The organism is Pseudomonas sp. ATCC 13867 (assembly GCF_000349845.1).
In the GTDB taxonomy this organism is placed as follows: domain Bacteria; phylum Pseudomonadota; class Gammaproteobacteria; order Pseudomonadales; family Pseudomonadaceae; genus Pseudomonas.
Genome location: NC_020829.1, coordinates 467,528 through 491,255, shown reverse-complemented (window position 1 = coordinate 491,255; position 23,728 = coordinate 467,528). Strand labels below are relative to the sequence as shown.

Below are 23,728 nucleotides of genomic sequence, written 5' to 3'. Positions count from 1 at the left end.
GCTGGCTGCGACGGGGTGCCACAGATACCCAGCCGGACTATACGTGTACAGTTTTAAGATTTATCTGGAACAATCAATGAATTTTTTGCGAACATAATAAGTGCTACGTGACTGAGATGCGTACTTTGGTCTAACCGCGACGCAAGCCCACTGATTTTTCCCACGGCATCATGTAGTATTTCGCGGCTCGGACTACAAGGCGTTTTGCCTGTGTCCCGAGCTGGTCCTGAGCAGAGTGAGGCAAGCAATGACTGAACGCGTTCAAGTCGGTGGCCTGCAGGTCGCCAAAGTCCTGTTCGACTTCGTGAACAACGAAGCCATTCCCGGCACCGGCGTCGACGCCGGAAAGTTCTGGGCAGGTGTGGAAGCCGTGATCAACGATCTGGCACCCAAGAACAAAGCCCTGCTCGCCAAGCGCGACGACCTCCAGGCGAAGATCGATGGCTGGCACCAGGCCCGCGCCGGTCAGCCGCACGACGCGGTCGCCTACAAGGCCTTCCTGCAGGAAATCGGCTACCTGTTGCCGGAAGCGGCTGACTTCCAGGCCAGCACCCAGAATGTCGACGAAGAAATCGCCCACATGGCCGGCCCGCAGTTGGTGGTGCCGGTGATGAACGCGCGTTTCGCCCTGAACGCCTCGAACGCCCGCTGGGGCTCGCTGTACGACGCACTGTACGGCACCGACGCGATCAGTGAAGAGAACGGCGCCGAGAAGGGCAAGGGCTACAACAAGGTCCGTGGCGACAAGGTGATTGCCTTCGCCCGCGCCTTCCTCGACGAAGCCGCGCCGCTGGAGTCCGGCTCCCACGTCGATGCCACCGCCTACACCGTGAAGAACGGTGCGCTGGCCGTGACCCTGAAGAGCGGTGGCGACACCGGTCTGAAGAACGCCGCCCAGTTCATCGGCTTCCAGGGCGACGCCGCCAAGCCTGCAGCCGTGCTGCTCAAGCACAACGGCCTGCACTTCGAAATCCAGATCGACCCCACCAGCCCGATCGGCCAGACCGACGCCGCTGGCGTGAAAGATGTCCTGATGGAGTCCGCGCTGACCACCATCATGGACTGCGAAGACTCTATCGCCGCCGTCGATGCCGACGACAAGGTCGTGGTCTACCGCAACTGGCTGGGTCTGATGAAAGGCGACCTGGCCGAGTCCGTAACCAAGGGTGGCAGCACCTTCACCCGCACCATGAACCCGGACCGCGTCTACTCCAAGGTCGACGGTTCCGAGGTCACCCTGCACGGTCGTTCCCTGCTGTTCGTGCGTAACGTCGGCCACCTGATGACCAACCCGGCAATCCTCGACGCCCAGGGCAACGAAGTGCCCGAAGGCATCCAGGACGGCCTGTTCACCGGCCTGATCGCACTGCACAACCTCAACGGCAACACCAGCCGCAAGAACAGCCGTACCGGCTCGATGTACGTGGTGAAGCCGAAGATGCACGGCCCGGAAGAAGTGGCCTTCGCCGCCGAGATCTTCAGCCGCGTCGAAGACGTGCTGGGCATGCCGCGCAATACCATGAAGGTCGGCATCATGGACGAAGAGCGCCGCACCACCGTCAACCTGAAGTCCTGCATCAAGGCGGCCGCCGAGCGCGTGGTGTTCATCAACACCGGCTTCCTCGACCGCACCGGTGACGAGATCCACACCTCGATGGAAGCCGGCGCCGTGGTGCGCAAGGGCGCCATGAAGAACGAGAAGTGGATCGGCGCCTACGAGAACAGCAACGTGGACGTCGGCCTGGCCACCGGCCTGCAGGGCAAGGCCCAGATCGGCAAGGGCATGTGGGCCATGCCCGACCTGATGGCCGCCATGCTCGAGCAGAAGATCGCTCACCCGCTGGCCGGCGCCAACACCGCCTGGGTTCCGTCGCCGACCGCCGCCACCCTGCACGCGCTGCACTACCACAAGGTCGACGTGTTCGCCCGCCAGGCCGAACTGGCCAAGCGCGCGCCGGCCTCGGTGGACGACATCCTGACCATTCCGCTCGCCCCCAACACCAACTGGAGCGCGGAAGAGATCAAGAACGAGCTGGACAACAACGCCCAGGGCATCCTCGGCTACGTGGTTCGCTGGATCGACCAGGGCGTCGGCTGCTCCAAGGTGCCGGACATCAACGACGTCGGCCTGATGGAAGACCGCGCCACCCTGCGTATCTCCAGCCAACTGCTGGCCAACTGGCTGCGCCACGGCGTGGTGACCCGGGAGCAGGTGCTGGAAAGCCTCAAGCGCATGGCCTCGGTGGTGGACCGCCAGAACGCCAACGACCCGCTGTACCGCCCGATGGCGCCGAGCTTCGATGACAACGTGGCCTTCCAGGCCGCGCTGGAACTGGTCATCGAGGGTGCCAAGCAGCCCAACGGCTACACCGAGCCGGTCCTGCACCGCCGCCGCCGCGAGTTCAAGGCCAAGAACGGTCTGTAAGCACATCGCCAAGCGTTGAAGAAACCGCCCTCCGGGGCGGTTTTTCATTCCTCGCGATAACGCCACGGCGACAGGCGACGGTCGCAGCCGGTCACGACACTCTCGACATGCTCGCGCAGGGTTTCCCAGCCGCCCTTCTCCAGGGCGATCCGCGCCGCCGCGCGCACCGGAATCCAGGTTTCATCCGCGTAGATGTTGTGGTCGTAGCAGCCCAGGGCGTCATCCGTCAGCTCGTTGCAGCGCTCCCAGACCTCCTGAAGCGCATCGCGAAACTCCGGCACTTGGCTTCCCGGGCATTTCTCCAGCCAGTCGTGCAGCGGCAGGATCTTTCCCGACCAGGTCTCACAGCCCGGACAGCCGCAGATGGCACGTTCCTGCTCCTGCGCATCCAGCGTCAGGAACTCCAGGCATCTGAACGCCTCGCAGCTGGCCAGCGCCCAGGCATGCTCATCCTGGCCGTACCAGGTCCAGACGAAGCTCAGTTCATCGCTCACGGCTACCCACTCCCTATCCACTCCCTGCTCGAATAGCCCTCAATAGTTACACAGGGAACGGCGCTACGCTGACCAGCGTAACGACTGTACACAATCTTTGTGTACAAAATCCCCATCACGCACCGCGAAGGATCACTGCCAACCTGACTCACAAGTCAATGATTGCTATGGAGAAATATTTTCCTGACCACTTAGACATGCATCCAGGCCGCTCCAATAAAGGGCTCGACCAGGATTCGCACCTGCCTTCAGCGAGGGCTGAAAGGTTGTGGACGGTTGCACTGGCATGGTTCTGGCTTTGCACACAAACCACAAAAAGCCGTGCATACAAAATCCGAGTAGCCCATGAATTCCAGTCCCGCTCACCTGTCCGGCGTTTCCTCCATCCAACCTGTCGACAGCGCGGCGTCCAGCAATGATGCCGCGCCTACCCTGAGCCCGCGTCTGTACAGCGCCGACCTCGCCCCGACCAAGGCCCAGGGCCGCAGTTGGGGGCGTTACAGCCTGTTCGCATTGTGGACCAACGATGTACACAACATCGCCAACTATTCATTTGCCATCGGACTCTTCGCCCTCGGCATGAGCGGCGCGCAGATCCTCGCCGCCTTCGCCCTCGGCGCGCTGGTGATCTACGCGCTGATGAACCTGTCCGGCTACATGGGCCAGAAGACCGGCCTGCCCTACCCGGTGATGTGCCGCATCAGCTTCGGCATCCACGGTGCGCAGGTGCCGGCGCTGATCCGCGCGGTAATCGCCATCGCCTGGTTCGGCATCCAGACCTACCTCGCTTCGGTGGTCCTACGCGTGCTGCTCACCGCCATCGCCCCGGGTCTTGCGGCCTACGACCAGGACTCGATCCTTGGCCTGTCGACCCTGGGCTGGATCACCTTCCTCGGCATCTGGTGCGTGCAGTTGGTGATCTTCGCCTACGGCATGGAGATGGTGCGCCGCTACGAATCCTTCGCCGGCCCGGTGATCCTGGTCGCCTTCGCCTCCCTGGCGGGCTGGATGTATTGGCGCGCCGGCCTGTCGATCTCCTGGTCCAGCGGCAACGCGCCGAGCGGTTCGGCGATGTGGCTGAAGGTCTTCGGCGCCGCCGCGCTGTGGGTCTCGCTGTACGGCACCATGATCCTCAATTTCTGCGACTTCACCCGTAACTGCCCGGACCGCCGCACCATCAGCGTCGGCAACTTCTGGGGCCTGCCGGTGAACATGCTCGGCTTCGCGCTGATCGCCGTGGTGCTCGCCGGCGCGCAATTCAGCATCGACGGCCGGCTGGTACAGAATCCCACCGAGATCGTCGCCGCCATCCCCGACACCTTCGGCCTGGTGCTGGCCTGCCTGGCCTTCCTGATCGTCACCGTGGCGGTGAACATCATGGCCAACTTCGTCGCCCCGGCTTACGTGCTCACCAACCTCGCGCCGAACCTGCTGAACTTCCGCCGCGCCGGCCTGCTCAGCGCCACCATCGCGGTGCTGATCCTGCCTTGGCACCTGTACAACAGCCCGGCGGTGATCGTGTATTTCCTCGGCGGCCTGGGCGCGCTGCTCGGCCCGCTGTACGGCATCATCGTCACCGACTACTACCTGGTGCGCCGTGGCCGGGTGAATCTGCCGGAGCTGTACAGCGAGAGCCGCGACACCGCCTACCACTACAGCGGCGGCGTCAACCTGCGCGCCGTGGCGGCGTTCGTCCCGTCGGCGCTGATCGCCATCGTGCTGGCGCTGCTACCGGCCTTCGAAACACTGTCGCAGTTCTCCTGGTTCTTCGGCGCCGGCCTCGGCGCACTGATCCACTTCGCCCTGGCCGACCGCAAGCGCTCCCATGTGGACGTTTCCGGCGAATCCATCGCGGTGGATGCCGCTCACCACTGAGTCTGTCGATGAACAACAAGGCTGCCCACGGGCGGCCTTTCGTCGTTCAGGGCGCCAGCAGGAAGTCCAGCACCGCGCCTTCGAACTCGCGGGGAAACTCGATGTTCGACAGGTGCACCGCCGGCAGCGTAAGCAGGCGCGCGCCGGGGATCGCATCGGCGATCAGCTCGCCATGAAAGGCAGCGGTAACGGTATCGAACTGCCCGGCGATCCCCAGCGTCGGCAGACGAACCGCCCTCAGCGCCTGCCGCAGATCCGCTCCCTGCACGACGGCGAACGAACCGGCCAACCCATGCCGGTTGGTCGCCAGCAGCGTGGCGCGGAACGGCGCCACGTCCGGGCGCTCCGGCGTCAGCCAGGACGCCGGGAACCAGTTGGCGATGAAGGTCGCGGCGGTATCCGCTGGAAGGCAGGGGATCGATTGGAGAACGCCGTCGATTTACCAGCGATCGGCCGATAAAGCCGACGGGCGCGGATTGCAGGGTGGGCGGCAGTCTGCGATTATTTGCGAATAGTTCTCGTTATTAAGATATTTCCCGACTTCGGGCATGGGGGAGCAAAGGGTGTCGGCCATCCAGATTGGCAATGGCGAACGCGTGGGTGCACTGTACCGCGATCATCGCGACTGGCTGACCGCCTGGCTCAACCGCAGCCTGGGCTGCGTGCAGCGCGCGGAAGACCTGAGCCAGGACACCTTCGTCCGCGTGCTCGGCCGCCGCGAACTGCCGTCCCTGCGCGAACCCCGCGCCTTCCTGGTGACCGTCGCCAAGGGCCTGCTGGTGGACCACTGGCGCCGGATGGCGCTGGAACAGGCCTATCTGGAGGAACTGCAGCACCTGCCCGAGGCCGTGCAGCCCTCGGCGGAAGAGCACTGCCTGATCCTCGCCGACCTGCGCGAAATCGATCGCCTGCTGGGCAACCTGTCCGCTCGCGCGCGCAGCGCCTTCCTGCTCAACCGCCTGGACGGTCTCGGTCACGCCGAGATCGCCGAACAGCTCGGCGTCTCCGTGCCCCGCGTACGCCAGTACATTGCCCAGGGCCTGCGCCAGTGCTACATCGCCCTCTACGGAACGCCGACGTGAATGGCCCCGTCTCCCTGCGTGTCCTCGACGAGGCGATCAGTTGGCAACTGCGACTGGGCTCCGGCGAGACACGCCCCGACGACGAGGCGGCCTTCAGCCGCTGGCATGCCGAGCACAGCGAGCACGCCCGCGCCTGGAGCCAGTTGGGCATGCTCGACCGTAGCCTCGCCGGCGCCGCACCCCTGGCTGCGCGCAATGCCCTGCTGCGTTCGCCGCGGGAAGCGCGGCAGAAGGTCCGCCGGTTGGCGGGCAGCGGCCTGTCGCTGCTGCTGGTCGGCGCACTGGCCCTCGGCGTGGGCAACCGCTACCTACCCGTGCAGTACGCCTTCTCCGACCTGCTCACCGGCACCGGCGAACAGCGCGAGTTGCGCCTGCCCGACAACACCCTGCTGCGGCTCAACAGCCGCACCGCCGTGGACGTGCGCTTCGACGCCGGACAGCGCCGCATCGTACTGCTTTCCGGCGAGATCCTGATCGAAACCGCCCACGGCGACAGCCGGCCGTTCATCGTCGAGACCCGCGACGGCCGCCTGCGCGCCCTGGGCACGCGCTTCCTGGTGGAGCGCGACGGCGACGACGGCACCCTGCTCAGCGTCCTGCACTCGGCGGTCGCCGCGCGCCCCGGACAGTTGGCGGAAGAAAAGGTCATCGCCCAGGGCCAGCACGTGCGCGTACGGCCCGACGGCCTCGGGCCGGTGCAGGGCAACAGCGTCACCGCTGACGCCTGGACCCACGGCATGCTGGTGGTGGACAACGTGCGCCTGGCCGACCTGGTCGAGCGCCTGTCGCGGGAAAGTCCTGGCTACCTCGGCGTCGACCCGGCGGTGGCGGACCTGCGCATCACCGGCAGCTTCCCGCTGAAGAACATCGACCTGGCGCTCAGCTCGCTGGAGCCGGCGCTGCCGGTGCGGATCGAGAAGCACGGCCCCTGGTGGTCGCGCGTGGTACCGCGCGGCTGAGGGATATCTGTCCTGTAGGAGCGAGCGTGCTCGCGAACAGAGTCTCCCGAAAGCACAGGCATCAATGGGGTTCGCGAGCAAGAACTAGGCGTCCCCCTCGATCCTACGAAGAGCCATCCGCACCGACCACAGAGGGCATCGCAAAAATATTTTCACCCAGCCCTATCACTTTTCAATTCTCGCCCGGCAAGGAGGCATCGAGAATCGTTTTCATTCAGGAGTCGTTTTCAATGCGCCGCCCGTTCGAACTGTCGCTCCGTCCCTGCCTGCTGGCCACCGCCATCCTGCTGGCCACCTCTTCGGCCGTCGCCGCCGAAGCCGTGCGTGACTACCAGGTGCCCGCCGGCCCGTTGGCCAGCACCCTCAACCGCATCGCCGCCGAAGCCGGCCTGTCGCTGAGCCTCGACCCGGCGCTGGCCCAGGGCCGCAGCGCACACGCCGTACAGGGTCGCTACGATGCCGCCGGCGCGCTGCGCCAGGCGCTGCAGGGCAGCGGGCTGGAACTGGTGGAAAGCGAATCGGGCAGCTACAGCCTGCGCCCGGTGCCCAGCGACACCCTGTCGATGTCCGCCACCACCATCAGCGCCGCCCAGGAAGACCCGGACGGCCCGACCGTCGGCTACCTCGCCACCCGCACCCGCGCCGGCACCAAGACCGACACCCCGCTGCTGGAAGCCCCACGCTCCATCTCGGTGGCCACCCGCGAGCAGATGCAGGACCGCAACGTGCAGAGCCTGGACGACGCGGTACGCTACATGCCCGGCGTGATCGCCAGCAGCTACGGCAACGACACTCGCGCCGAGTGGCTGAAGGTGCGCGGCTTCGAGCCGACCCAGTTCCTCGACGGCCTGCCGCTACCCAAGGGCTCCTACGTGATGCCCAAGCTGGAAACCTGGGACCTGGAGCGCGTCGCCCTGCTACGCGGCCCGGCGTCCTCGCTGTACGGCCAGACCCCGCCCGGCGGCCTGCTGGACATGACCAGCCGCCGTCCGCAGGCCGAAAGCAGTCACGAAGTGCAGCTGCAGGTCGGCAGCTACGAGCACAAGCAGATCTCCTTCGACAGCACCGGCAAGGTCGACGATGCTGGCAACCTGCTCTACCGCGTCAGCGGCGTGGTGCGCGACAGCAACACTCAGGTCGATCATGTCGACAACAAGCGCTACAACATCGCGCCGAGCCTGACCTGGAACTTCGACGAAGACACCAAGCTGACCTTCCTCTCCCAGTTCAACCGCGACGACACCGGCATCACCAGCCAGTTCCTGCCGCTGCAGGGCACCAAGCTGTCCACCCCGGCAGGCGAGGTGAAGTACCACGAGAACCTGGGCGACCCGGACTGGGAGTTCTACGACAAGACCTACTACGCCCTGGGTTACGCCTTCGAGCACCGCATCAACGACGTCTGGCAGTTCCGCCAGAACCTGCGCTACACCAAGAGCGACCTGTCGTTCCAGGGCATCACCGCCGGCGGCAGCGCGACCTCGGTGGCCGACGACGGCACTCTCTCCCGTGGCGCCAACGTGGTGGATGAAGACATCAGCCAGTTCGCCATCGACAACAACCTGCAGGCCGACTTCTCCACCGGCCCGCTCAAGCACACCCTGCTGCTGGGCCTGGATCACCAGCGCGCCAACACCAACTACAAGTGGCTGTACGGCACCGCGCCGACCAGCAACATCAGCAAGCCGATCTATGGCCAGGACTTCAGCAACGTCGTCTACACCGCGTACAACGACTACAACCAGAAGATGCGCGACACCGGCCTGTACGCCCAGGACCAGATCGCCCTGGATAACTGGCGCCTGACCCTCGGCGGCCGCCAGGACTGGGCCCACACCGGTTCGAAGTTCTACAACGCCGATGGCGCCACCGACACCCGGCGCGACAGCCAGTTCAGCGGCAACGCGGCGCTCAGCTACGTGTTCGACAACGGCGTGGCGCCCTATGTGTCCTATGCCGAGTCGTTCCAGACCGAAGCCGGTGGCACCAACGGCGCGGCCTTCGAGCCAAGCACCGGCAAGCAGTACGAACTGGGCGTGAAATACCAGCCGGTGGGCACCGACCTGATGCTCAGCGCCGCCGTCTACGACCTGACCCGCAAGAACATCGTCCTCACCGGCAGCGACTTCATCAGCCGCCCGGTGGGTGAAGCGCAGGTCCGTGGCTTCGAGCTGGAGGCCGTCGGCAACGTCACCGAGAACCTCAAGGTGACCGCCGCCTACACCTACGCCAACAGCAAGATGACCAAGGTCGCCAACCCGCTGGACAAGAACCGTCCGCTGCCGCTCACCCCGGAAAACCAGGCCTCGCTGTGGGCCGACTACACCTGGCATGACGGTCTGCTCGACGGTTTCGGCCTGGGCTTCGGCACCCGCTACGTCGGCGAGACCCACAACATCGCCATCGGCAGCATGGGCTACGTGCGCGACAAGTCGGACGGCGACACCGGCTCCTACACCCTCTACGACGCCGCGGTGCACTACGACCTCGGCCGCCTCGACAACAGCCTCAACGGCCTGAACGTCGCGCTGAATGCCAACAACGTATTCGACAAGGAATACATCTCCACCTGCGACGGCTTCTACTGCTACTACGGCGACCGTCGCAACGTGGTGGCAAGCGTCAACTACAAGTTCTGACGCCCACGCAGCGCCACAGGCACCCGTAGGGCGCATAACGCGCCAGCGTTATCCGCCGGCACAACGGCGGATAACCTGTTCCAGGTTATTCACCCGACGCTCCCGGTGGCCCGCGCAACGCGGGCCCTGCTCAACGCACCACTTCTCCCCAGACCACGCTCGCATCGTCATGGATCTTCAGGCGCGGGTAGTCCAGCGCCTGGTCATCGGCGCTTTCCAGTGCGCGCAATTCCTCGATCAGCGCTTCCACGCCACGCTCGGGTAATGCCCAGAACAGCGCGTCCAGGTCGTAGCGGCGAAAATCCAGCAACCGGCCGAAGCCATCGGTCACCAGCATGAACGCCTTCAGGCCCGCAGGGTCGAGCACTCGGCGTTGCACATGGGGAATCCAGCGTTCGCTCGGGTCCAGGCACCAGTAGCCTTCCGGCGTGTTGGCCAGCGCACGGTTGCGCCGCACCCATTCGCGACTGGCCTGCCAGAGTTGCGCATGACTCCACTCCGGGCTCGCCTCGCGCAGTGCCAGCAGGCGCTGCACCGACTGGCGATCGATCTCTTCCAGCGGCGTGTCGCCGAAGCTCTCGACGCGGCCATCGTCCCAGGCCAGGTGGATGCAGGTATCGCAGAGGTTGAGCAATTCCAGCGAGCCGTCGCCCAGCACCCGCAGCAGGCTCAGGCAAGCGGTGGGCAGGTTGAGATCCAGGCTCACCGCCACGCCGGAATCGCGCTGGAAATCCGCGGCGATACCCGCCTGCAAGTGCGCCAGCAGCTCGCTGGTCGGTCGATACGGCTGCTCTTCCAGCAGCCGCTGCAGGTGGGCATTGGCGCTCTGCGCCAGCCAGCGCGCGTCGCTCTCGCCACCCACCAGCCCCTGCCCGAGGCTGGTCGCACCGTCCAGCACCCAGGCCGCCTGCGCGGTGTAGCCGATGGCATCGTCGTTCACCGGCGAACCCTGGCGGCAGGCCGCCCCGCGTACGGAAATCGTCGTCACAAGCCGTTCTCCTTCGTTTCGTCGGCCACACTGACCGGCGTACAGTCTCATCACCCTTTGGACTCTGCCAAGGAGAGCCCCATGCTTCGCGTCCTGACCCTCCCCCTGAGCGGCCTGCTGCTGAGCGGCCTTCTGCTGACCACCGGCGCCCATGCCGCCGAGGTGAAGTACTTCGACCTGCCCAAGGGCTCCGGCCCCCATGACGTAGCGCCCACCGCGGACGGCAAGGTCTGGTACACCGCGCAACGCCTCGGCTCACTCGGCCGTCTCGATCCGCAAACCGGCGAAACCGAGCAGATCAGCCTGGGCAAGGGCTCCGCGCCCCACGGCGTGGTCGCCGGCCCCGACGGCGATGCCTGGATCACCGATGGCGGGCTCAATGCCATCGTCCACGTCGACAGCGAGCGCCTGGGCGTGGAAGTCATTCCGCTGCCCAAGGAAGCCGCCAACGCCAACCTCAACACTGCTGTATTCGATGACGATGGCATTCTGTGGTTCACCGGGCAGAATGGTTTCTACGGCCGCCTCGACCCCACGACCCGCGCACTCAAGGTCTGGGCGGCGCCCAAGGGCAAGGGTCCGTACGGTATCGCCGTGACGCCCGACGGCGAACTCTGGTATGCCTCGCTGGCCGGCGGCTACGTCGGCCATATCGACCCGGTCGGCGACAAGGTCACCCGTATCGACCCGCCCAGCGCCGCCAGCGGCCCGCGCCGGCTATGGTCCGACTCGGTCGGGCGGCTGTGGATCAGCCAGTGGAGCGCCGGCCAGCTGGCACGCCTGGATCCCGACAACAACCAGTGGAAAACCTGGAAGCTGCCGGGCGATCATCCGCAGCCCTACGCCCTTTACGTCGATGGCATGGACCAGGTCTGGCTGAGCGACTTCGCCAGCAACGCCATCCTGCACTTCGACCCGCAAAGCGAACGATTCACCACCTATCCGAGCGACCGCGAGCACGCCAACGTGCGCCAGTTGCTGGGCCGGCCGGGCGAGGTCTGGGGCGCCGAATCCGGCGCCGACCGCCTGGTGGTCATCCACGAATGAACGCCGAGGAGAACCCATGAGCGTCCGCCCCATCCTGTTCCACGCCGCCGCCTCGCCCTTCGTGCGCAAGGTCATGGTCCTGCTGCATGAGACCGGCCAGCTCGACCGGGTCGAGCTCTACGCCGCCGTCCACACGCCCATCGCACCGGACACCGGCGTGCTGCAGGACAACCCCGCCGGCAAGATTCCCGCCCTGCGCCTGGCCGACGGCCAGACCCTGCACGACAGCCGGGTGATCTTCGACTACCTCGACCAGCAGCATGCCGGCGAACCGCTGATCCCGCGCCAGGGCCCGGCCCGCTGGCGGCGCCTGACCCTGGCCTCGCTGGCCGACGCGGTGATGGATGCCTCCGTGCTGATCCGCTACGAAACCGCCATGCGTCCACCGGAAAAGCACTGGGACCAATGGCTGGACAACCAGCAGTTGAAGATCGTCCGCACCCTCGCCTACTTCGACGGCCCGGCCCACGCCGAACTGGCCGAGCGCTTTGACATCGCCGCCATCGGCGTGGCCTGCGCCCTGGGCTACCTGGACTTCCGCCAGCCGCACTGGGACTGGCGCACCGAGTACCCGCGGCTGGCCCAGTGGTTCGCCGAGGTCAGCCAGCGGCCATCGATGCAGGCCACGGTTCCTGCCTGAATCATCGATGGCTATCGCTGCGCTCCTGCGCAAAACAGTCCTGGTGTCGCGCCGGCTGACTCCAGACTTGCCAGCCGGCACCGCCCAGCACCCTCTCCCTTTGGGAGACGACTGCATGGATGCAGGAGGTAGGGCGACGCAGGACACCAAAGGCGAGGGCTGGGGTGAGGGCATAGCCGGCGCGCCAGAACTTCACCTCGCATCGACCGTGCCGCACTACCCTGCGCTGAAACCGCTCGTCACGCACCACTCGCCGCCCCATCCCCTGCTCGAACAACCCGGCGACCCGCCGCGCCAGCCGTCGACCCACTTCGCGCTCCTCGCGCAGTCCGTTCCACGCACTCATGACGTCTTCCCCAGTCGGTAGATCGGCAGCGCCAGCAGCAGGCCGAGCTGGGCCACGCCCATGCACATTTCCAGGAAGGAACGCACATGGGGATTGTTCGCCGCATCCTCGACGCCGGTGAGTTGTGTCCACAGGTCGCCCGGCAGCAACAGCGCCAGGTGCGCCAGCGGTTTGCCGGTGGCCACCAGCAGGGCGATCCAGTCGAAGCGGCCGAGCAGCATCAGCACCGGCAGGCACAGGCCACTGAGCAGCAGGCCGGCCAGCAGGCACAGGGAAAACCGCATCAGGTTGGGCATTTGTCTTCTCCTCAGCGCTGCACGCGCACGTCGTCCAGGGAAAATTCCAGATCGTCGCCACGGGGCTTGCCGATGCCGTACCAATCCAGCCGGCGGGTCAACACCATCACGCCGCCGAGCACGCCGAACAGCAGCAGCGAACCCATCAGCAAGGCGTAGTCCTCGGCGCTGAGCAGCGCGTAGAGCATCCCGTAGAGCCCCGCCAGCCCGACGCTGAACCCGGCTCCGCGCCACAGGCTGCGCAGCACGTGGCAGAGGTAGAAACCGATCAGCCCGACACAGGCGCCGGCGGAAATCAGATAGGCCAGCTCGAAGCCGACATGTTCGGAGAGCGACAGCAGCAACAGGTAGAACAGCGCCAGCGCCATGCCCACCAGAGCGTACTGGATGGGGTGCACCGACAGGCGCTTGAGCACTTCGAAGAGGAAGAAGCCGGCGAAGGTGAGGACGATGAACAGCAGCGCGTACTTCACCGCGCGGTCGGTCTTCAGGTACTGGTCCACCGGGTCCACCAGCGCCACGCCGAAGCGGTGCTGGCCGAACTCGCTGCACTCCGCCGAACTGGCACGGGAGGCATCCGGGTCGACCGCTTCGACCGCACGGGCGACGTCGGCCTGGGCCGGCGCGGTGCAGGCGCGCAGCTGGTCCTCCAGGTTGGTGGCGAAGAAGCTGGTGCGCCAGCGCGCACTGAAGCCCTGGTCGCTGACGCTGCGTTCGGTGGGCAGGAACTCGCCGCCGAAGCTGGGGTGCGGCCAATCAGAGACCAGGTTGACCTGGCTGTCGCGGCCGACCGGGGTGATGTCCAGGCGACTGCTGCCCAGCAGCGACAGCTCGAAGGAATAGTCGAAGCGCTGCTCGCGGTCGCTGGCCTTGAACGGCAGCACGGCGTGCACGCCATTGCCGAGGAACCGGCTCTGGGTGCCCGGCTGGAAGTCGCGCAGCTCGTCGCCGACCTTCAACTTCGGCGCGTTCTCGATACCGCGCACATCGCTGATGCCCACTGCCAGCAGGGGAGCGTCGAAGCGATAACTCTCCAGGTCACTGCCGATGCCGTAGTTGGCCGGTAGCACGAAGCTGCCGCTGACCCGGCTGTCCGCGTGGTACAGGCGCGCCTCGTAGATGCCGCGATGGCGCAGCTCGGTGCGCATCTGCCCATCGAGCAGGAAGGTCTCCGGCAGGAAGTACAGGCGGCCGCGCACCTCGCGCTCCTGCAACACGCGCTGCTGGCTGGTCTTGTCGAGGCGCCAGACACGGACGGTGCGGCTGTAGGGCACGACCACCAGCGGGCCGGTGAGCTGCTGGCTGTAGCTGGCGCTGCGGGCGATGTCCCGCAGGACTTCGTCGCGGTAGTTCTGACGTTCGTCGACCAGGCCGTCGATCATCAGCAGGGGGATCAGCAGGAGGACGATCAGCAGGGCGATGGCGCCGAGCTTGATGCCGAGTTGGCGATTCATTGAGGGCTTCTCCGTAGGTGGACGACGGAGCAAGCCTGGGGCCCGCGCGTGGGGGCGCCTGGGCGGGAATGTGGAGACTGTGTGGGATTTGTGTGGCTTTTGATTTTTTGTAGGAACGAGCTTGCTCGCGAACCAATTCAACAGTTGGGGCTGTTCGCGAGCAAGCTCGCTCCTACGAGGGCAAAAGCAGGCTCGCCCGCACCCCACCCTCGGCGTTCTCCACGCGCAGTTCACCGCCATGCAACGCCGCCACTTCGGCCACGAAGTTGAGGCCGAGCCCGGTGCTCTTGCGCCCGCTGGACGGGCGCGGCAGGGAATAGAAACGCTCGGTCAGGCGCGGCAGGGCGAACTGCGGAATGGCGTCGCCCTGGTTGAACAGTTCCACGCGCCAGCCCTCGCCTTCGGGCTGCGCGTCAAAGCGGATGACACCGCCCGCCGGCGTGAAATCCAGCGCATTGTCCAGCAGATTGCCCAGCGCCTGGCGCAGCAGGAAACGCTCGCCCGTCACCATCGCCTGGGGCGGGATATCGTTCGCCAGTTGCACGCCCTGCCCACGCGCCAGCCGCTCGTCGATCAATTCATCGACCAGCTCGTGCAGGGTCACCGGCACCCGCTCTTCCAGCCCCTGGCGCTGCTCCACCTGGGCCAGGTTCAACAGGCGCTCGATCAACTGCTGCAGCCGCTCGCTTTCCCCGGCGATGTTGCCGACGAAGCGCGCCCGCTGCTCGGCGGGCATCTCCCCTTCGAGCAATTCCGCCGCGCCACGGATCGCCGCCAGCGGGCTTTTCAATTCGTGGGTCAGGGTGTGCACGTAGCGCTCGACGTAGGCCTTGCCCTCCAGCTGCACGCGCATGCGCTCCACCGCATCGGCCAACTGCGCCATCTCGCCGCCCCGGTAGCGCGGCAGCTCCGCTCGCCGGCCTTCGCTGACCGCCTGGGCGTAGCGGGTCAGTCGATCCAGCGAGCGGCTCAGCCACCAGGACAGCAGCGCGCCGACCAGCAGTCCGAGGACGATCAGCCCGGCGCCGAGCCACGCCAGGCGACGCTGGGAGCGGTCGATGTAGGGTTGCAGGGTGCGGTTGGGCTTGGACACCGACACTACGCCGATGATCCTCTCCCCATCGCGGATCGGCGCGGCGACGTACATCACAGAGGATTCCGGGTCATCCGCCGACTCACGGCTGGAACGCGCGCCGTACTGCCCGCGCAGGGTCAGGTAGACGTCGTTCCAGCGCGAATAGTCCTGGCCCACGGCCTGACCGAGGGAGTCGAGCAGGACGATGCCGCGCGCATCGGTGACGTAGATGCGGTGGTTCACCGCCGTCTTGTTCACCCCCCAGATATCCGCTTGCGGGCTGCGCGCACCGTAGGCGCGGAGCATCTCGGGCAGCCGGCTCTGGTCGAGGCTGCCGTTCTTCACGTCGGCCTGCAGCACCTCGGCCAGCAGGTTGGCGGTGTCCACCAGCGTCTCTTCGCTGGACTGGCGCACGCCGGGACGAATCTCGTCCATCACCGTGCGCAGGACGAACCAGCCGGTCAGCCCGACGAACAGGAAATAGACCAGGAAGATCCGCAGCGACAGGCGCATCAGCTCTTGTCCGGCGCGTAGCTGTAGCCCAGGCCGCGATGGGTCTGGATCGGCTCGGCGGTGGCGGCGACCTGGCGCAGCTTGGCGCGCAGGCTCTTGATGTGACTGTCGACGTTGCGCTCGTAGCCGGCGTCGGCGGCGACGCCCAAGGCATCGAGCAACTGCTCGCGGCTGAACACTCGCTCGGGGCGCGCCAGCAGGGTCTGCAGCAGGCGGAACTCATGGCGGGTCAGCGCCAGCGGCTGGCCGTGATAGCGGATCGACGCACGCTCCTCGTCCACCTCGAACGCTCCGCTGCCATTGCTCGCAATGGGCGCCTCGCGCGGCGCGGTGCGCTTGAGGATGGCCTTCACCCGCGCGGCGACCTCGCGCGGGCTGAAGGGTTTGACCACGTAGTCGTCGGCGCCGATCTCCAGGCCCACCACCCGGTCGATCTCGGCGTCGCGGGCGGTGAGGAAGATCACCGGCACCTCGGAGAAGCGCCGCAGCCGTTTGCAGGCTTCGAAGCCGCTGATGTCGGGCAGGCCGACATCGAGGATGACCAGGTCGAACGCCTCGCGCTGCAACCGCTCCAGCGCCACGCCGGCCAGGCTCAGCCAGGTGGTCGCGAAGCCTTCGGCCTGTAGCGCGTAGAGCAGCGTGTCGGCGATGGCGGCTTCATCTTCGACGATGAGGATGTGCGGCATAAGGCTCCGGCTCCGTGGAAACTGCCGGCACGGTGCCGCAAGCCCGGCACCGCGTCAATCGGGGTCTCAGCCGCCGGAGCAGGTCGGCTTGCCGGCGGCGAAGCGTTCGCCGGGATCGACCGCGACGTGGAATTTGCGCAGGCCCTTGGTGCCCATCAGGAACGGATAGTTGAAGTGGCTGCGGTCGGTCAGGTTGACCTCGATAGTGCGCTGGTCGCCGCCCAGGCACACCGGCAGCTCGATCACCGGGCGCTGGCTCAGGCCGGGGTTGCTGTCTTCCTCTTCGTCCTCAGCGGCGCCTTCGGAGCGGTTCTTGATCTTGGAGATGCGCAGCAGCTTGTGCTCGTACACCGAGTCGCCGCCCTCCTTGGTGGCCAGCTTGAAGCGCACCCAGTCCTCGCCGTCGCGCTGGAAGATCTGGATGTCCCTGGCCGACAGCGACGAGGTGTAGGCACCGGTGTCCATCTTCGCCTGCAGCGTCTGGTCGAGTTCGGGCAGGCTGACCCATTCGTAGCGGCCATAGAGCTTGGGTTCGGCGGCCAGCACCAGGCTGGGCAGAGCGAACAGGGAAAGCAGGGCGAGGGCGCGTTTCACGCAGAATCTCCGGGGTGAGGCATGTGCGCATAGGACTAGCACGACGGCCCTTGGTTCGCCATACCATCCCCGCTTGGGCCACGGGAATTGTCTGCGTATCATGGCCGCGCCACCGTCGCACAAGGAATCGGATCGTCATGCGGGCACACTCCCTGCAGGCATTGACCGGCGTCATCGCCGGCGTCCTGTTGCTGCTCAACACCCTGATCCTGATCGGCCCGATGCTGCTGATCGCGCTGCTCAAGCTGATCGTCCCCGGCCAGGCGGCCAGGGACGCCTGCTCGCGCGGGGTGATGTGGATCGCCGAGACCTGGGCGGAGATCGACAAGGCCGTCTTCGCGCTGATGACCCCGACCGTCTGGGACATCCGTGGCGGCGACAACCTGCGTGGCGACACCTCCTACCTGGTGATCAGCAACCACCAGTCCTGGGTCGACATTCCGGCGCTGGTGCAGGCCTTCAACCGCAAGACGCCCTACTTCAAGTTCTTCCTGAAGAAGGAACTGATCTGGGTGCCCTTCCTCGGCCTGGCCTTCTGGGCGCTGGACTACCCCTTCATGAAGCGCTACGGCAAGGCCTTCCTGGAGAAGCACCCGGAACTCAAGGGCAAGGACCTGGAGATCACCAAGGCCGCCTGCGAGAAGTTCAAGCGCATGCCGGTGACCGTGGTGAACTACCTCGAAGGTACCCGCTTCACCCCGGCCAAGCAGGCCAACCAGCAATCCCCCTACAAGCACCTGCTGCGCCCCAAGGCGGGCGGCGTGGCCTTCGTGCTGGCGGCATTGGGCGAGCAACTGGATACCCTGCTGGACGTCACCCTGGTCTACCCCAAGGGCCCGCGGCCGGGCTTCTGGGACCTGCTGTGCGGACGCGTGCCGCGGGTGATCGTGGATATCCAGGCCCGCGAGATCGACCCTGCGCTGTGGCAGGGCGATTACGAGAACGACCCCGAGTTTCGCCAGTACGTGCAGGCCTGGGTGTCACGCCTGTGGGAAGAGAAGGACGCGCGCATCGAGGCGCTGCGCCAGACCTTCTGAACCGGGCCTACGCCCCGCGCCCGGTGACCGGCGGAGTCTGCAATGCCGGCGAGGCGGGCATACCCCAGAGGCCGCCGAGCGTGCCGAGCAACTGGCTGCTCAGACCCTGTTCGGTGAAGTAATCGAGGATCACCCCGGCGAAGCGGCCGATCATCGACTGGTCCATGCCCAGCACACCGAAGATCTGGTCGACATCCTGCAGGTTGTTGATTCCCCCGAGCAGCGCCGCGGCGCCGCCCAGCCCACCCAGCATGCCCCCCAGGTCGCCCACGGAACCGCTGCCGGCGAGCTGCTGCATGTCCGGCATGGCCTTCTGCAACTGGGTGCTGTCGCTGTCCTTCAGGGTATTCAGGGCCAGTCCCAGCAAGGCGCCGGTGCCGCCAATGGCCTGCTGTTCGCTGACGCCCAACTGATGGGTCAGGTGGGTCAGCAGCGCGCTGGCCGTCTGCGCGGGCGCTTCGGCTGCCGGCGCCGGCTCGGCGTTCTCGGCAAAGGTGGCGGCGAACACGGGAGATACGGCCAGCCAGGCGGCGGCCAGAACAACGGCGGATTTGGCGGACATCGACGACTCCGAGGAGGATGCCCGGCCCCGAACAGGGACCGGGTCGCCGATTCGACCCGGCGGGCCGCCAGCGGTTCCGCACCGGCCGGCGGCCCGTTAACTCAGGCGCCTGCGCCCCAGAGCCCGCTCAGGCTGCTCAGCAGTTGGCTGTTCACGCCCTGCTTGCCGAAATAGTCCAGCAGCACGCCGGCGAACTTGCCGCTCATGCTCTGATCCATGCCCAGCGCACCGAAGGCCTTGTTCACATCGCCCAGGTTGCTGACGTTGCCCAGCAGGCCGCTGGACGCGCTGCCGCCGAGGTCGCCGAGCTGACCGCCCAGGCCGCCCAGCGCACTGCTGCCCGACAGCTTGTCGAGGCCGGGGACGGCCTGCAGCAATTGCGAGTAGTCGCCGCCACTGAGTTTGTTCTTGGCCAGTCCCAGCAGCGCGCCGGTACCGCCCAGGGCCTGTTCGTCGCTGACCCCGAGCTGGCCGGTCAGGGCGCTGAGCAGGCCGCTGGCCTGTGGCGTGGTGGCGACCTGCGCGGTGCTGCCGCCGGTAGCGCCGGACACCGCCTTGGCGGCGTCACCGAGGTTGAAGGCAAATGCGGAAGACGCCGCCAGCACGGTGGCCAGGGCGAGGGTGACTCGGGGTTTGACGGACATCGCTGTCTCCTCTGGAAATTCCGGCAAGCGACCGGACGCCATATCGACCGGTCGGCAGTGACATCGTTCCGCCATGTCCGACACCCGCGGCGGAACGCGGCACTCGATCACAACGGCGGAAGAAAGGGGCCGATAAAGGTCTAGCACAGGTGTTCCGAACTGCGGAACCTGAACCTGCGATGGGCAGCCGGTCCCGGCACCGAAACATCCGGCCAGGTCACGACGGCGCGAATTTCCCAACTTGCGCCAGGATTCCCTAAGCTAGAGCCATCCCTGACCGATGGATCGATCATGAGCGAACCCTTCACCCTGACGCCCCGCGTGGCCCGCCTGCTGCCCTGGCTGGTGGCCATCGCCTTCTTCATGCAGGCCCTGGACGGCACCATCCTCAACACCGCGCTACCGAGCATGGCCCACTCGCTCAACGAAGATCCGCTGCGCATGCAGGGCGTGGTGATCGCCTACCTGCTCACGGTGGCGCTGCTGATCCCCTCCTCCGGGTGGATTTCCGACCGTTTCGGTACGCGCCGGGTGTTCCTCTTCGCGATCTTCCTGTTCAGCCTCGGCTCGCTGCTCTGCGCGCTCTCCCCCACCCTCGGCACCCTGGTGGCCGCCCGGGTGGTGCAGGGCGTCGGCGGCGCGCTGATGATGCCGGTGGGACGCCTGGTAATCCTGCGGGTCTACCCGCGCAGCGAGCTGGTGCGGATCCTCAGCTTCGTCACCATCCCCGGCCTGCTCGGCCCACTGACCGGCCCGACGATGGGAGGCTGGCTGGTGGAGTACGCCAGCTGGCACTGGATCTTCCTGATCAACCTGCCGGTGGGGCTGATCGGCTTTCTCGTCGCCCTGCGCTTGATGCCGGACCTGCGCGGCGTACGGGCGACGCGCTTCGACACGATCGGATTCCTGCTGTTCGGCGGCTCTATGGTGCTGATCACCATCGCCCTGGAAGGCCTGGGCGAGCTGCGCATGCCCCACGTGCGCGTGGTCCTGCTGCTGGTGGGCGGCCTGGTGCTGCTGGCGGCCTACTGGCTGCGCGCGCTGCGCATCGAGGCGCCGCTGTTCCCACCGGCACTGTTCACCACCCGCACCTTCGCCGTGGGCGTGCTGGGCAACCTGTTCGCGCGCCTGGGCAGCGGCTCCCTGCCCTTCCTCACGCCGCTGCTGCTGCAGGTCGGCCTGGGCTTCTCGCCCTCCAAGGCCGGCATGACGATGATTCCGATGGCCCTGGCGGCGATGGTCATCAAGTCGCTGGCCAAGCCGTTGCTGGAGCTGTTCGGCTACCGCAGGCTGCTGGTGGGCAACACCCTGCTGCTGGGCGCGCTGATCGCCAGTCTGGGGCTGGTCGACCAGAACACACCCTACGCGCTGCTGCTGGCGCAGCTGGCGGTGCTGGGCGGGATCAACTCGCTGCAGTTCACTGCGATGAACACCCTCTCGCTGATCGACCTGCGCGACGACAACGCCAGCGCCGGCAACAGCCTGCTGTCGGTGGTGATGCAGTTGTCCATCGGCATGGGCATCGCCTGCGCGGCGGCGCTGCTGGGCGGCTTCAACGGCGATCAGGAAAGCGCGCAGGGCGACGTGCTGTCGGCCTTCCACGCGACCTACTTCAGCGTTGGCCTGCTATCGATGCTGGCGGCGGCGATCTTCTTCCAGCTCAACTCCGACGACGGCCGCACGACTCCGCGCCGGGTCGACCCGGAAAACAACGTCAACGAACACTGATCAGGGCTTGCAGGTGGGCGCCAGGGTCTGGGTCTTCGAGGCGTCCACGCTGCCCAGGTGCTCCAGGCTGCGGCGACCGAGCAACACCGGGTAGTCCAGGGTCTGCCGGTCGCGCAGGGAAAACTGCTCGCGGTAGACCTTGTTGCCCAGGCACACATCCATCAGCACCACCGGGCTGCGCTCGATGCCGCTGGCGGTCTTGAACTTCAGCACGCGCTCGACCCGCCGCTCGAAGGGCAGGCGCAGTTCCTTGCCGGTAGTGGAGTCGGTGACCATCACGTCGTACTGCACCCAGCGCTCGCCGTTCTTCTTGATCCGGGTGATGTTGCGTGCGTCCATCGAGGACGTCTGCGCCCCGGTATCCAGCTTGGCCTTGAGCGCGGCATCCTCGGGCATCAGCTTGAGCGTCTCGACCCAACCCCAGGTGCTGGGCTGAGCGGGCTCGCCGGCCACGCAGGTGCCGGTGAAGGCGAACAGACCGAGGGCCAGCAGGCGAAGGACGGGCGACGGCATGGATGGGAGCTCCGGAAGGGATGACGACGCATTAGGCAATAAAAAACCCCGGATGTTTCCACCCGGGGTTCTTCTGGCTGACGCCAGGGGATCTTAGTTGATCACCTGAACGCGCTCGGCCTGCATGCCTTTCTGGCCCTGCACGACTTCGAAGCTGACCTTCTGGCCTTCGGCCAGGGTCTTGAAGCCGTTACCTTCGATGGCGCGGAAGTGAACGAAAACGTCCGGGCCGCTTTCCGGGGTAATGAAGCCGTAGCCTTTGGTCTCGTTGAACCACTTGACGGTGCCGTTCTGACGATTCGACATGGTGTTCTCCTTGGAACATATTTTGAAAATTAGCCACGAGTGGCCAGGAACTGAGTTGCAAGGAGTTACAAGGAGTCGAGCAGGACGGGGTGGAATAACCGACCGCATCAGGTCACGATCGACGGCGACCCATGCAAACACAGTTCAGGCACTCTACGACAAAAACCTACGGAAAGCGAATCTGTATAAAAAACCATAGATAGCCAGTCGCGGGATTTCTGACGAGTGGGCGCAAAGCCTTGTACCGTCGGCATCACAGCCCGCCGGAGGGCGCTCGCCTGCTACACTGCGCGACCAATGGATTCACCGGGCCTCTTTCGTGACCACCTCCGCATTTTCCAGCCTTTCCCTGTCGGCCGACCTGCTGGCAAACCTCGACTCCCTCGGCTACCGCGAGATGACTCCGATCCAGGCTGCCGCCCTGCCTGCGATCCTCAAGGGCCGCGACCTGATCGCCCAGGCCAAGACCGGCAGCGGCAAGACCGCCGCCTTCGGCATCGGCCTGCTCAGCCCGCTCAATCCGCGCTACTTCGGCTGCCAGGCGCTGGTGCTGTGCCCGACCCGCGAGTTGGCCGACCAGGTGACCAAGGAGATCCGCCGCCTGGCCCGCGCCGCCGACAACATCAAGGTGCTGACCCTCTGCGGCGGCGTGCCCTTCGGCCCGCAGATCGGCTCGCTGGAGCACGGCGCCCACGTGGTGGTCGGCACCCCGGGCCGGGTGCAGGAGCACCTGCGCCGCGGCACCCTGAAACTCGACGGCCTGAACACCCTGGTGCTCGACGAAGCCGACCGCATGCTCGACATGGGCTTCTACGACAGCATCGCCGACATCATCGGCCAACTGCCCGCGCGCCGGCAGACCCTGCTGTTCTCCGCCACCTACCCCGAAGGCATCGGCCAGTTGGCGGCGAAGTTCCTGAAGAATCCCGAGCGCGTGGAAGTGGAAGCGCTGCACGACGACAGCCAGATCGAACAGCACTTCTATGAGATCGATCCGAAGCAACGCTTCGATGCGGTCGTACGCCTGCTTCAGCATTTCCGCCCGCAATCCTGCGTCGCCTTCTGTCATACCCGCCAGCAGTGCATGGAAGTGGTGGAGCAACTCAACGCCCGCAAGATTTCCGCCCTGGCCCTGCACGGCGACCTGGAGCAGCGCGAGCGCGACCAGGTGCTGACCCTGTTCGCCAACCGCAGTTGCAGCGTGCTGGTGGCCACCGACGTGGCCGCGCGCGGGCTGGACATCGCCGCGCTGGAAGCGGTGATCAACGTCGAACTGTCGCGCGATGCGCAGGTCCACGTGCACCGCATCGGCCGTAGCGGCCGCGCCGGCGAGAAGGGCCTGGCGCTGTCGCTGGTCACCCCCGCCGAAGCCAGCCGCGCCCAGGCCATCGAAGACCTGCAGGGCGCGCCGCTGAACTGGGAGCGCATCGACTTCCTCAAGGCCAACGACGCCCCGCTGCTGCCGCCGATGACCACCCTGGCGATTGCCGGCGGGCGCAAGGACAAGCTGCGCCCCGGCGACATCCTCGGCGCGCTGACCGGCGACGCCGGGCTCAAGGGCACCCAGGTCGGCAAGATCGCCATCTTCGACTTCCAGGCCTTCGTCGCCGTGGAGCGCGACTGCGCCAAGCAGGCGCTGAAGCACTTCAACGAAGGCAGGATCAAGGGCCGCTCGTTCAAGGCGCGCATCCTCTGACACAGCTTTTCTGTAGGAGCGAGCTTGCTCGCGAACCGCATGGCAGCGCAGCAGCCGGCGAACACTGTTCGCGAGCAAGCTCGCTCCTACGAAGAGCATCCGTGCCACACCCTGTCGCGCTCGCGATAG

General features: G+C 66.3%; 23 protein-coding genes. 10 read left to right on the top strand and 13 right to left on the bottom strand.

The window, feature by feature from the left end; all coding sequences use genetic code 11:
- Positions 1-247 precede the first annotated feature (247 nt).
- Positions 248-2,425, top strand: a complete 2,178-nt coding sequence (locus H681_RS02220) for a malate synthase G (RefSeq protein ID WP_015475214.1) — start codon at positions 248-250, stop codon at positions 2,423-2,425.
- Between the two features lie 44 nt (positions 2,426-2,469).
- Here the strand turns inward: H681_RS02220 and H681_RS02215 are convergent, their stop codons facing one another.
- Positions 2,470-2,919, bottom strand: coding sequence for a hypothetical protein (locus H681_RS02215; RefSeq protein ID WP_015475213.1), 450 nt, complete (start codon positions 2,917-2,919; stop codon positions 2,470-2,472).
- 345 nt (positions 2,920-3,264) lie between these two features.
- Here H681_RS02215 and H681_RS02210 point away from each other — a divergent pair, with 345 nt between their 5' ends.
- Positions 3,265-4,794, top strand: coding sequence for an NCS1 family nucleobase:cation symporter-1 (locus H681_RS02210; protein ID WP_015475212.1), 1,530 nt, complete (start codon positions 3,265-3,267; stop codon positions 4,792-4,794).
- 46 nt (positions 4,795-4,840) lie between these two features.
- On the opposite strand, the gene H681_RS02205 is transcribed toward H681_RS02210, so the two are convergent.
- A complete protein-coding gene (locus tag H681_RS02205) occupies positions 4,841-5,128 on the bottom strand; it encodes an alpha/beta hydrolase (RefSeq protein WP_015475211.1) in 288 nt (95 codons plus the stop codon).
- A gap of 229 nt (positions 5,129-5,357) precedes the next feature.
- Between H681_RS02205 and H681_RS02200 the strand changes: the two genes are divergently transcribed.
- From H681_RS02200 to H681_RS02190, 3 genes are all read left to right on the top strand, one after another.
- A complete protein-coding gene (locus tag H681_RS02200) occupies positions 5,358-5,876 on the top strand; it encodes an RNA polymerase sigma factor (RefSeq protein WP_015475210.1) in 519 nt (172 codons plus the stop codon).
- Entirely contained in the window at positions 5,873-6,835 is a 963-nt protein-coding gene (locus tag H681_RS02195) for a FecR domain-containing protein (RefSeq protein WP_015475209.1), read from the top strand. The genes H681_RS02200 and H681_RS02195 overlap by 4 nt, the downstream gene beginning before the upstream one ends.
- 230 nt (positions 6,836-7,065) lie before the next feature.
- The gene (locus H681_RS02190) at positions 7,066-9,474 is read left to right on the top strand and encodes a TonB-dependent siderophore receptor (protein WP_015475208.1); all 2,409 of its coding nucleotides are present in this window, start codon (positions 7,066-7,068) and stop codon (positions 9,472-9,474) included.
- Positions 9,475-9,604: 130 nt separating this feature from the next.
- Here the strand turns inward: H681_RS02190 and H681_RS02185 are convergent, their stop codons facing one another.
- Positions 9,605-10,462 (bottom strand): protein phosphatase 2C domain-containing protein, encoded by an 858-nt coding sequence (locus H681_RS02185; protein WP_015475207.1) that lies wholly within the window; start codon positions 10,460-10,462, stop codon positions 9,605-9,607.
- 81 nt (positions 10,463-10,543) lie between these two features.
- Between H681_RS02185 and H681_RS02180 the strand changes: the two genes are divergently transcribed.
- On the top strand, positions 10,544-11,509 hold the full coding sequence (locus H681_RS02180) for a Vgb family protein (RefSeq protein ID WP_015475206.1): 966 nt from the start codon (positions 10,544-10,546) through the stop codon (positions 11,507-11,509).
- Between the two features lie 16 nt (positions 11,510-11,525).
- Positions 11,526-12,149 carry a glutathione S-transferase gene (locus H681_RS02175; protein WP_015475205.1) on the top strand — a complete coding sequence of 208 codons (624 nt, stop codon included), beginning with the start codon at positions 11,526-11,528 and terminating at the stop codon, positions 12,147-12,149.
- 1 nt (position 12,150) lies between these two features.
- Here the strand turns inward: H681_RS02175 and H681_RS02170 are convergent, their stop codons facing one another.
- The 6 genes from H681_RS02170 to rloA2 all read right to left on the bottom strand — a co-directional run bounded on the left by H681_RS02170 (position 12,151) and on the right by rloA2 (position 17,113).
- Positions 12,151-12,495, bottom strand: a complete 345-nt coding sequence (locus H681_RS02170) for a hypothetical protein (RefSeq protein ID WP_015475204.1) — start codon at positions 12,493-12,495, stop codon at positions 12,151-12,153.
- Positions 12,492-12,791 carry a hypothetical protein gene (locus H681_RS02165; RefSeq protein ID WP_015475203.1) on the bottom strand — a complete coding sequence of 100 codons (300 nt, stop codon included), beginning with the start codon at positions 12,789-12,791 and terminating at the stop codon, positions 12,492-12,494. Before H681_RS02165 ends, H681_RS02170 begins: the two co-directional genes overlap by 4 nt.
- Before the next feature lie 11 nt (positions 12,792-12,802).
- Positions 12,803-14,245 (bottom strand): cell envelope integrity protein CreD, encoded by a 1,443-nt coding sequence (gene creD, locus H681_RS02160; RefSeq protein WP_015475202.1) that lies wholly within the window; start codon positions 14,243-14,245, stop codon positions 12,803-12,805.
- A 172-nt stretch (positions 14,246-14,417) separates the two neighbouring features.
- Positions 14,418-15,833, bottom strand: a complete 1,416-nt coding sequence (creC, locus tag H681_RS02155; RefSeq protein ID WP_015475201.1) for a two-component system sensor histidine kinase CreC — start codon at positions 15,831-15,833, stop codon at positions 14,418-14,420.
- The gene (creB, locus tag H681_RS02150; protein WP_015475200.1) at positions 15,833-16,519 is read right to left on the bottom strand and encodes a two-component system response regulator CreB; all 687 of its coding nucleotides are present in this window, start codon (positions 16,517-16,519) and stop codon (positions 15,833-15,835) included. The genes creC and creB overlap by 1 nt, the downstream gene beginning before the upstream one ends.
- Before the next feature lie 66 nt (positions 16,520-16,585).
- Positions 16,586-17,113, bottom strand: a complete 528-nt coding sequence (gene rloA2 / locus H681_RS02145) for a retropepsin-like aspartic peptidase RloA2 (RefSeq protein WP_015475199.1) — start codon at positions 17,111-17,113, stop codon at positions 16,586-16,588.
- Positions 17,114-17,250: 137 nt separating this feature from the next.
- Here rloA2 and H681_RS02140 point away from each other — a divergent pair, with 137 nt between their 5' ends.
- The gene (locus H681_RS02140) at positions 17,251-18,150 is read left to right on the top strand and encodes an acyltransferase (RefSeq protein ID WP_015475198.1); all 900 of its coding nucleotides are present in this window, start codon (positions 17,251-17,253) and stop codon (positions 18,148-18,150) included.
- A gap of 7 nt (positions 18,151-18,157) precedes the next feature.
- Here H681_RS02140 and H681_RS02135 read toward each other — a convergent pair whose 3' ends face one another.
- Positions 18,158-18,712: a DUF2780 domain-containing protein gene (locus H681_RS02135; protein WP_015475197.1), complete on the bottom strand. Its 555-nt coding sequence runs from the start codon at positions 18,710-18,712 to the stop codon at positions 18,158-18,160.
- Positions 18,713-18,813: 101 nt separating this feature from the next.
- Positions 18,814-19,356 carry a DUF2780 domain-containing protein gene (locus H681_RS02130; RefSeq protein WP_015475196.1) on the bottom strand — a complete coding sequence of 181 codons (543 nt, stop codon included), beginning with the start codon at positions 19,354-19,356 and terminating at the stop codon, positions 18,814-18,816.
- A gap of 291 nt (positions 19,357-19,647) precedes the next feature.
- On the opposite strand from H681_RS02130, the gene mdtD reads away from it, so the two are divergent.
- On the top strand, positions 19,648-21,084 hold the full coding sequence (mdtD, locus tag H681_RS02125; protein ID WP_015475195.1) for a multidrug transporter subunit MdtD: 1,437 nt from the start codon (positions 19,648-19,650) through the stop codon (positions 21,082-21,084).
- Here the strand turns inward: mdtD and rloA3 are convergent, their stop codons facing one another.
- Together rloA3 and H681_RS02115 are read right to left on the bottom strand one after the other, a co-directional pair.
- Positions 21,085-21,597 carry a retropepsin-like aspartic peptidase RloA3 gene (gene rloA3 / locus H681_RS02120; protein WP_015475194.1) on the bottom strand — a complete coding sequence of 171 codons (513 nt, stop codon included), beginning with the start codon at positions 21,595-21,597 and terminating at the stop codon, positions 21,085-21,087.
- A gap of 93 nt (positions 21,598-21,690) precedes the next feature.
- Positions 21,691-21,903, bottom strand: coding sequence for a cold-shock protein (locus H681_RS02115; protein WP_015475193.1), 213 nt, complete (start codon positions 21,901-21,903; stop codon positions 21,691-21,693).
- A gap of 319 nt (positions 21,904-22,222) precedes the next feature.
- Between H681_RS02115 and dbpA the strand changes: the two genes are divergently transcribed.
- Positions 22,223-23,599, top strand: a complete 1,377-nt coding sequence (dbpA, locus tag H681_RS02110) for an ATP-dependent RNA helicase DbpA (RefSeq protein WP_015475192.1) — start codon at positions 22,223-22,225, stop codon at positions 23,597-23,599.
- The last annotated feature ends 129 nt before the right edge of the window (positions 23,600-23,728 follow it).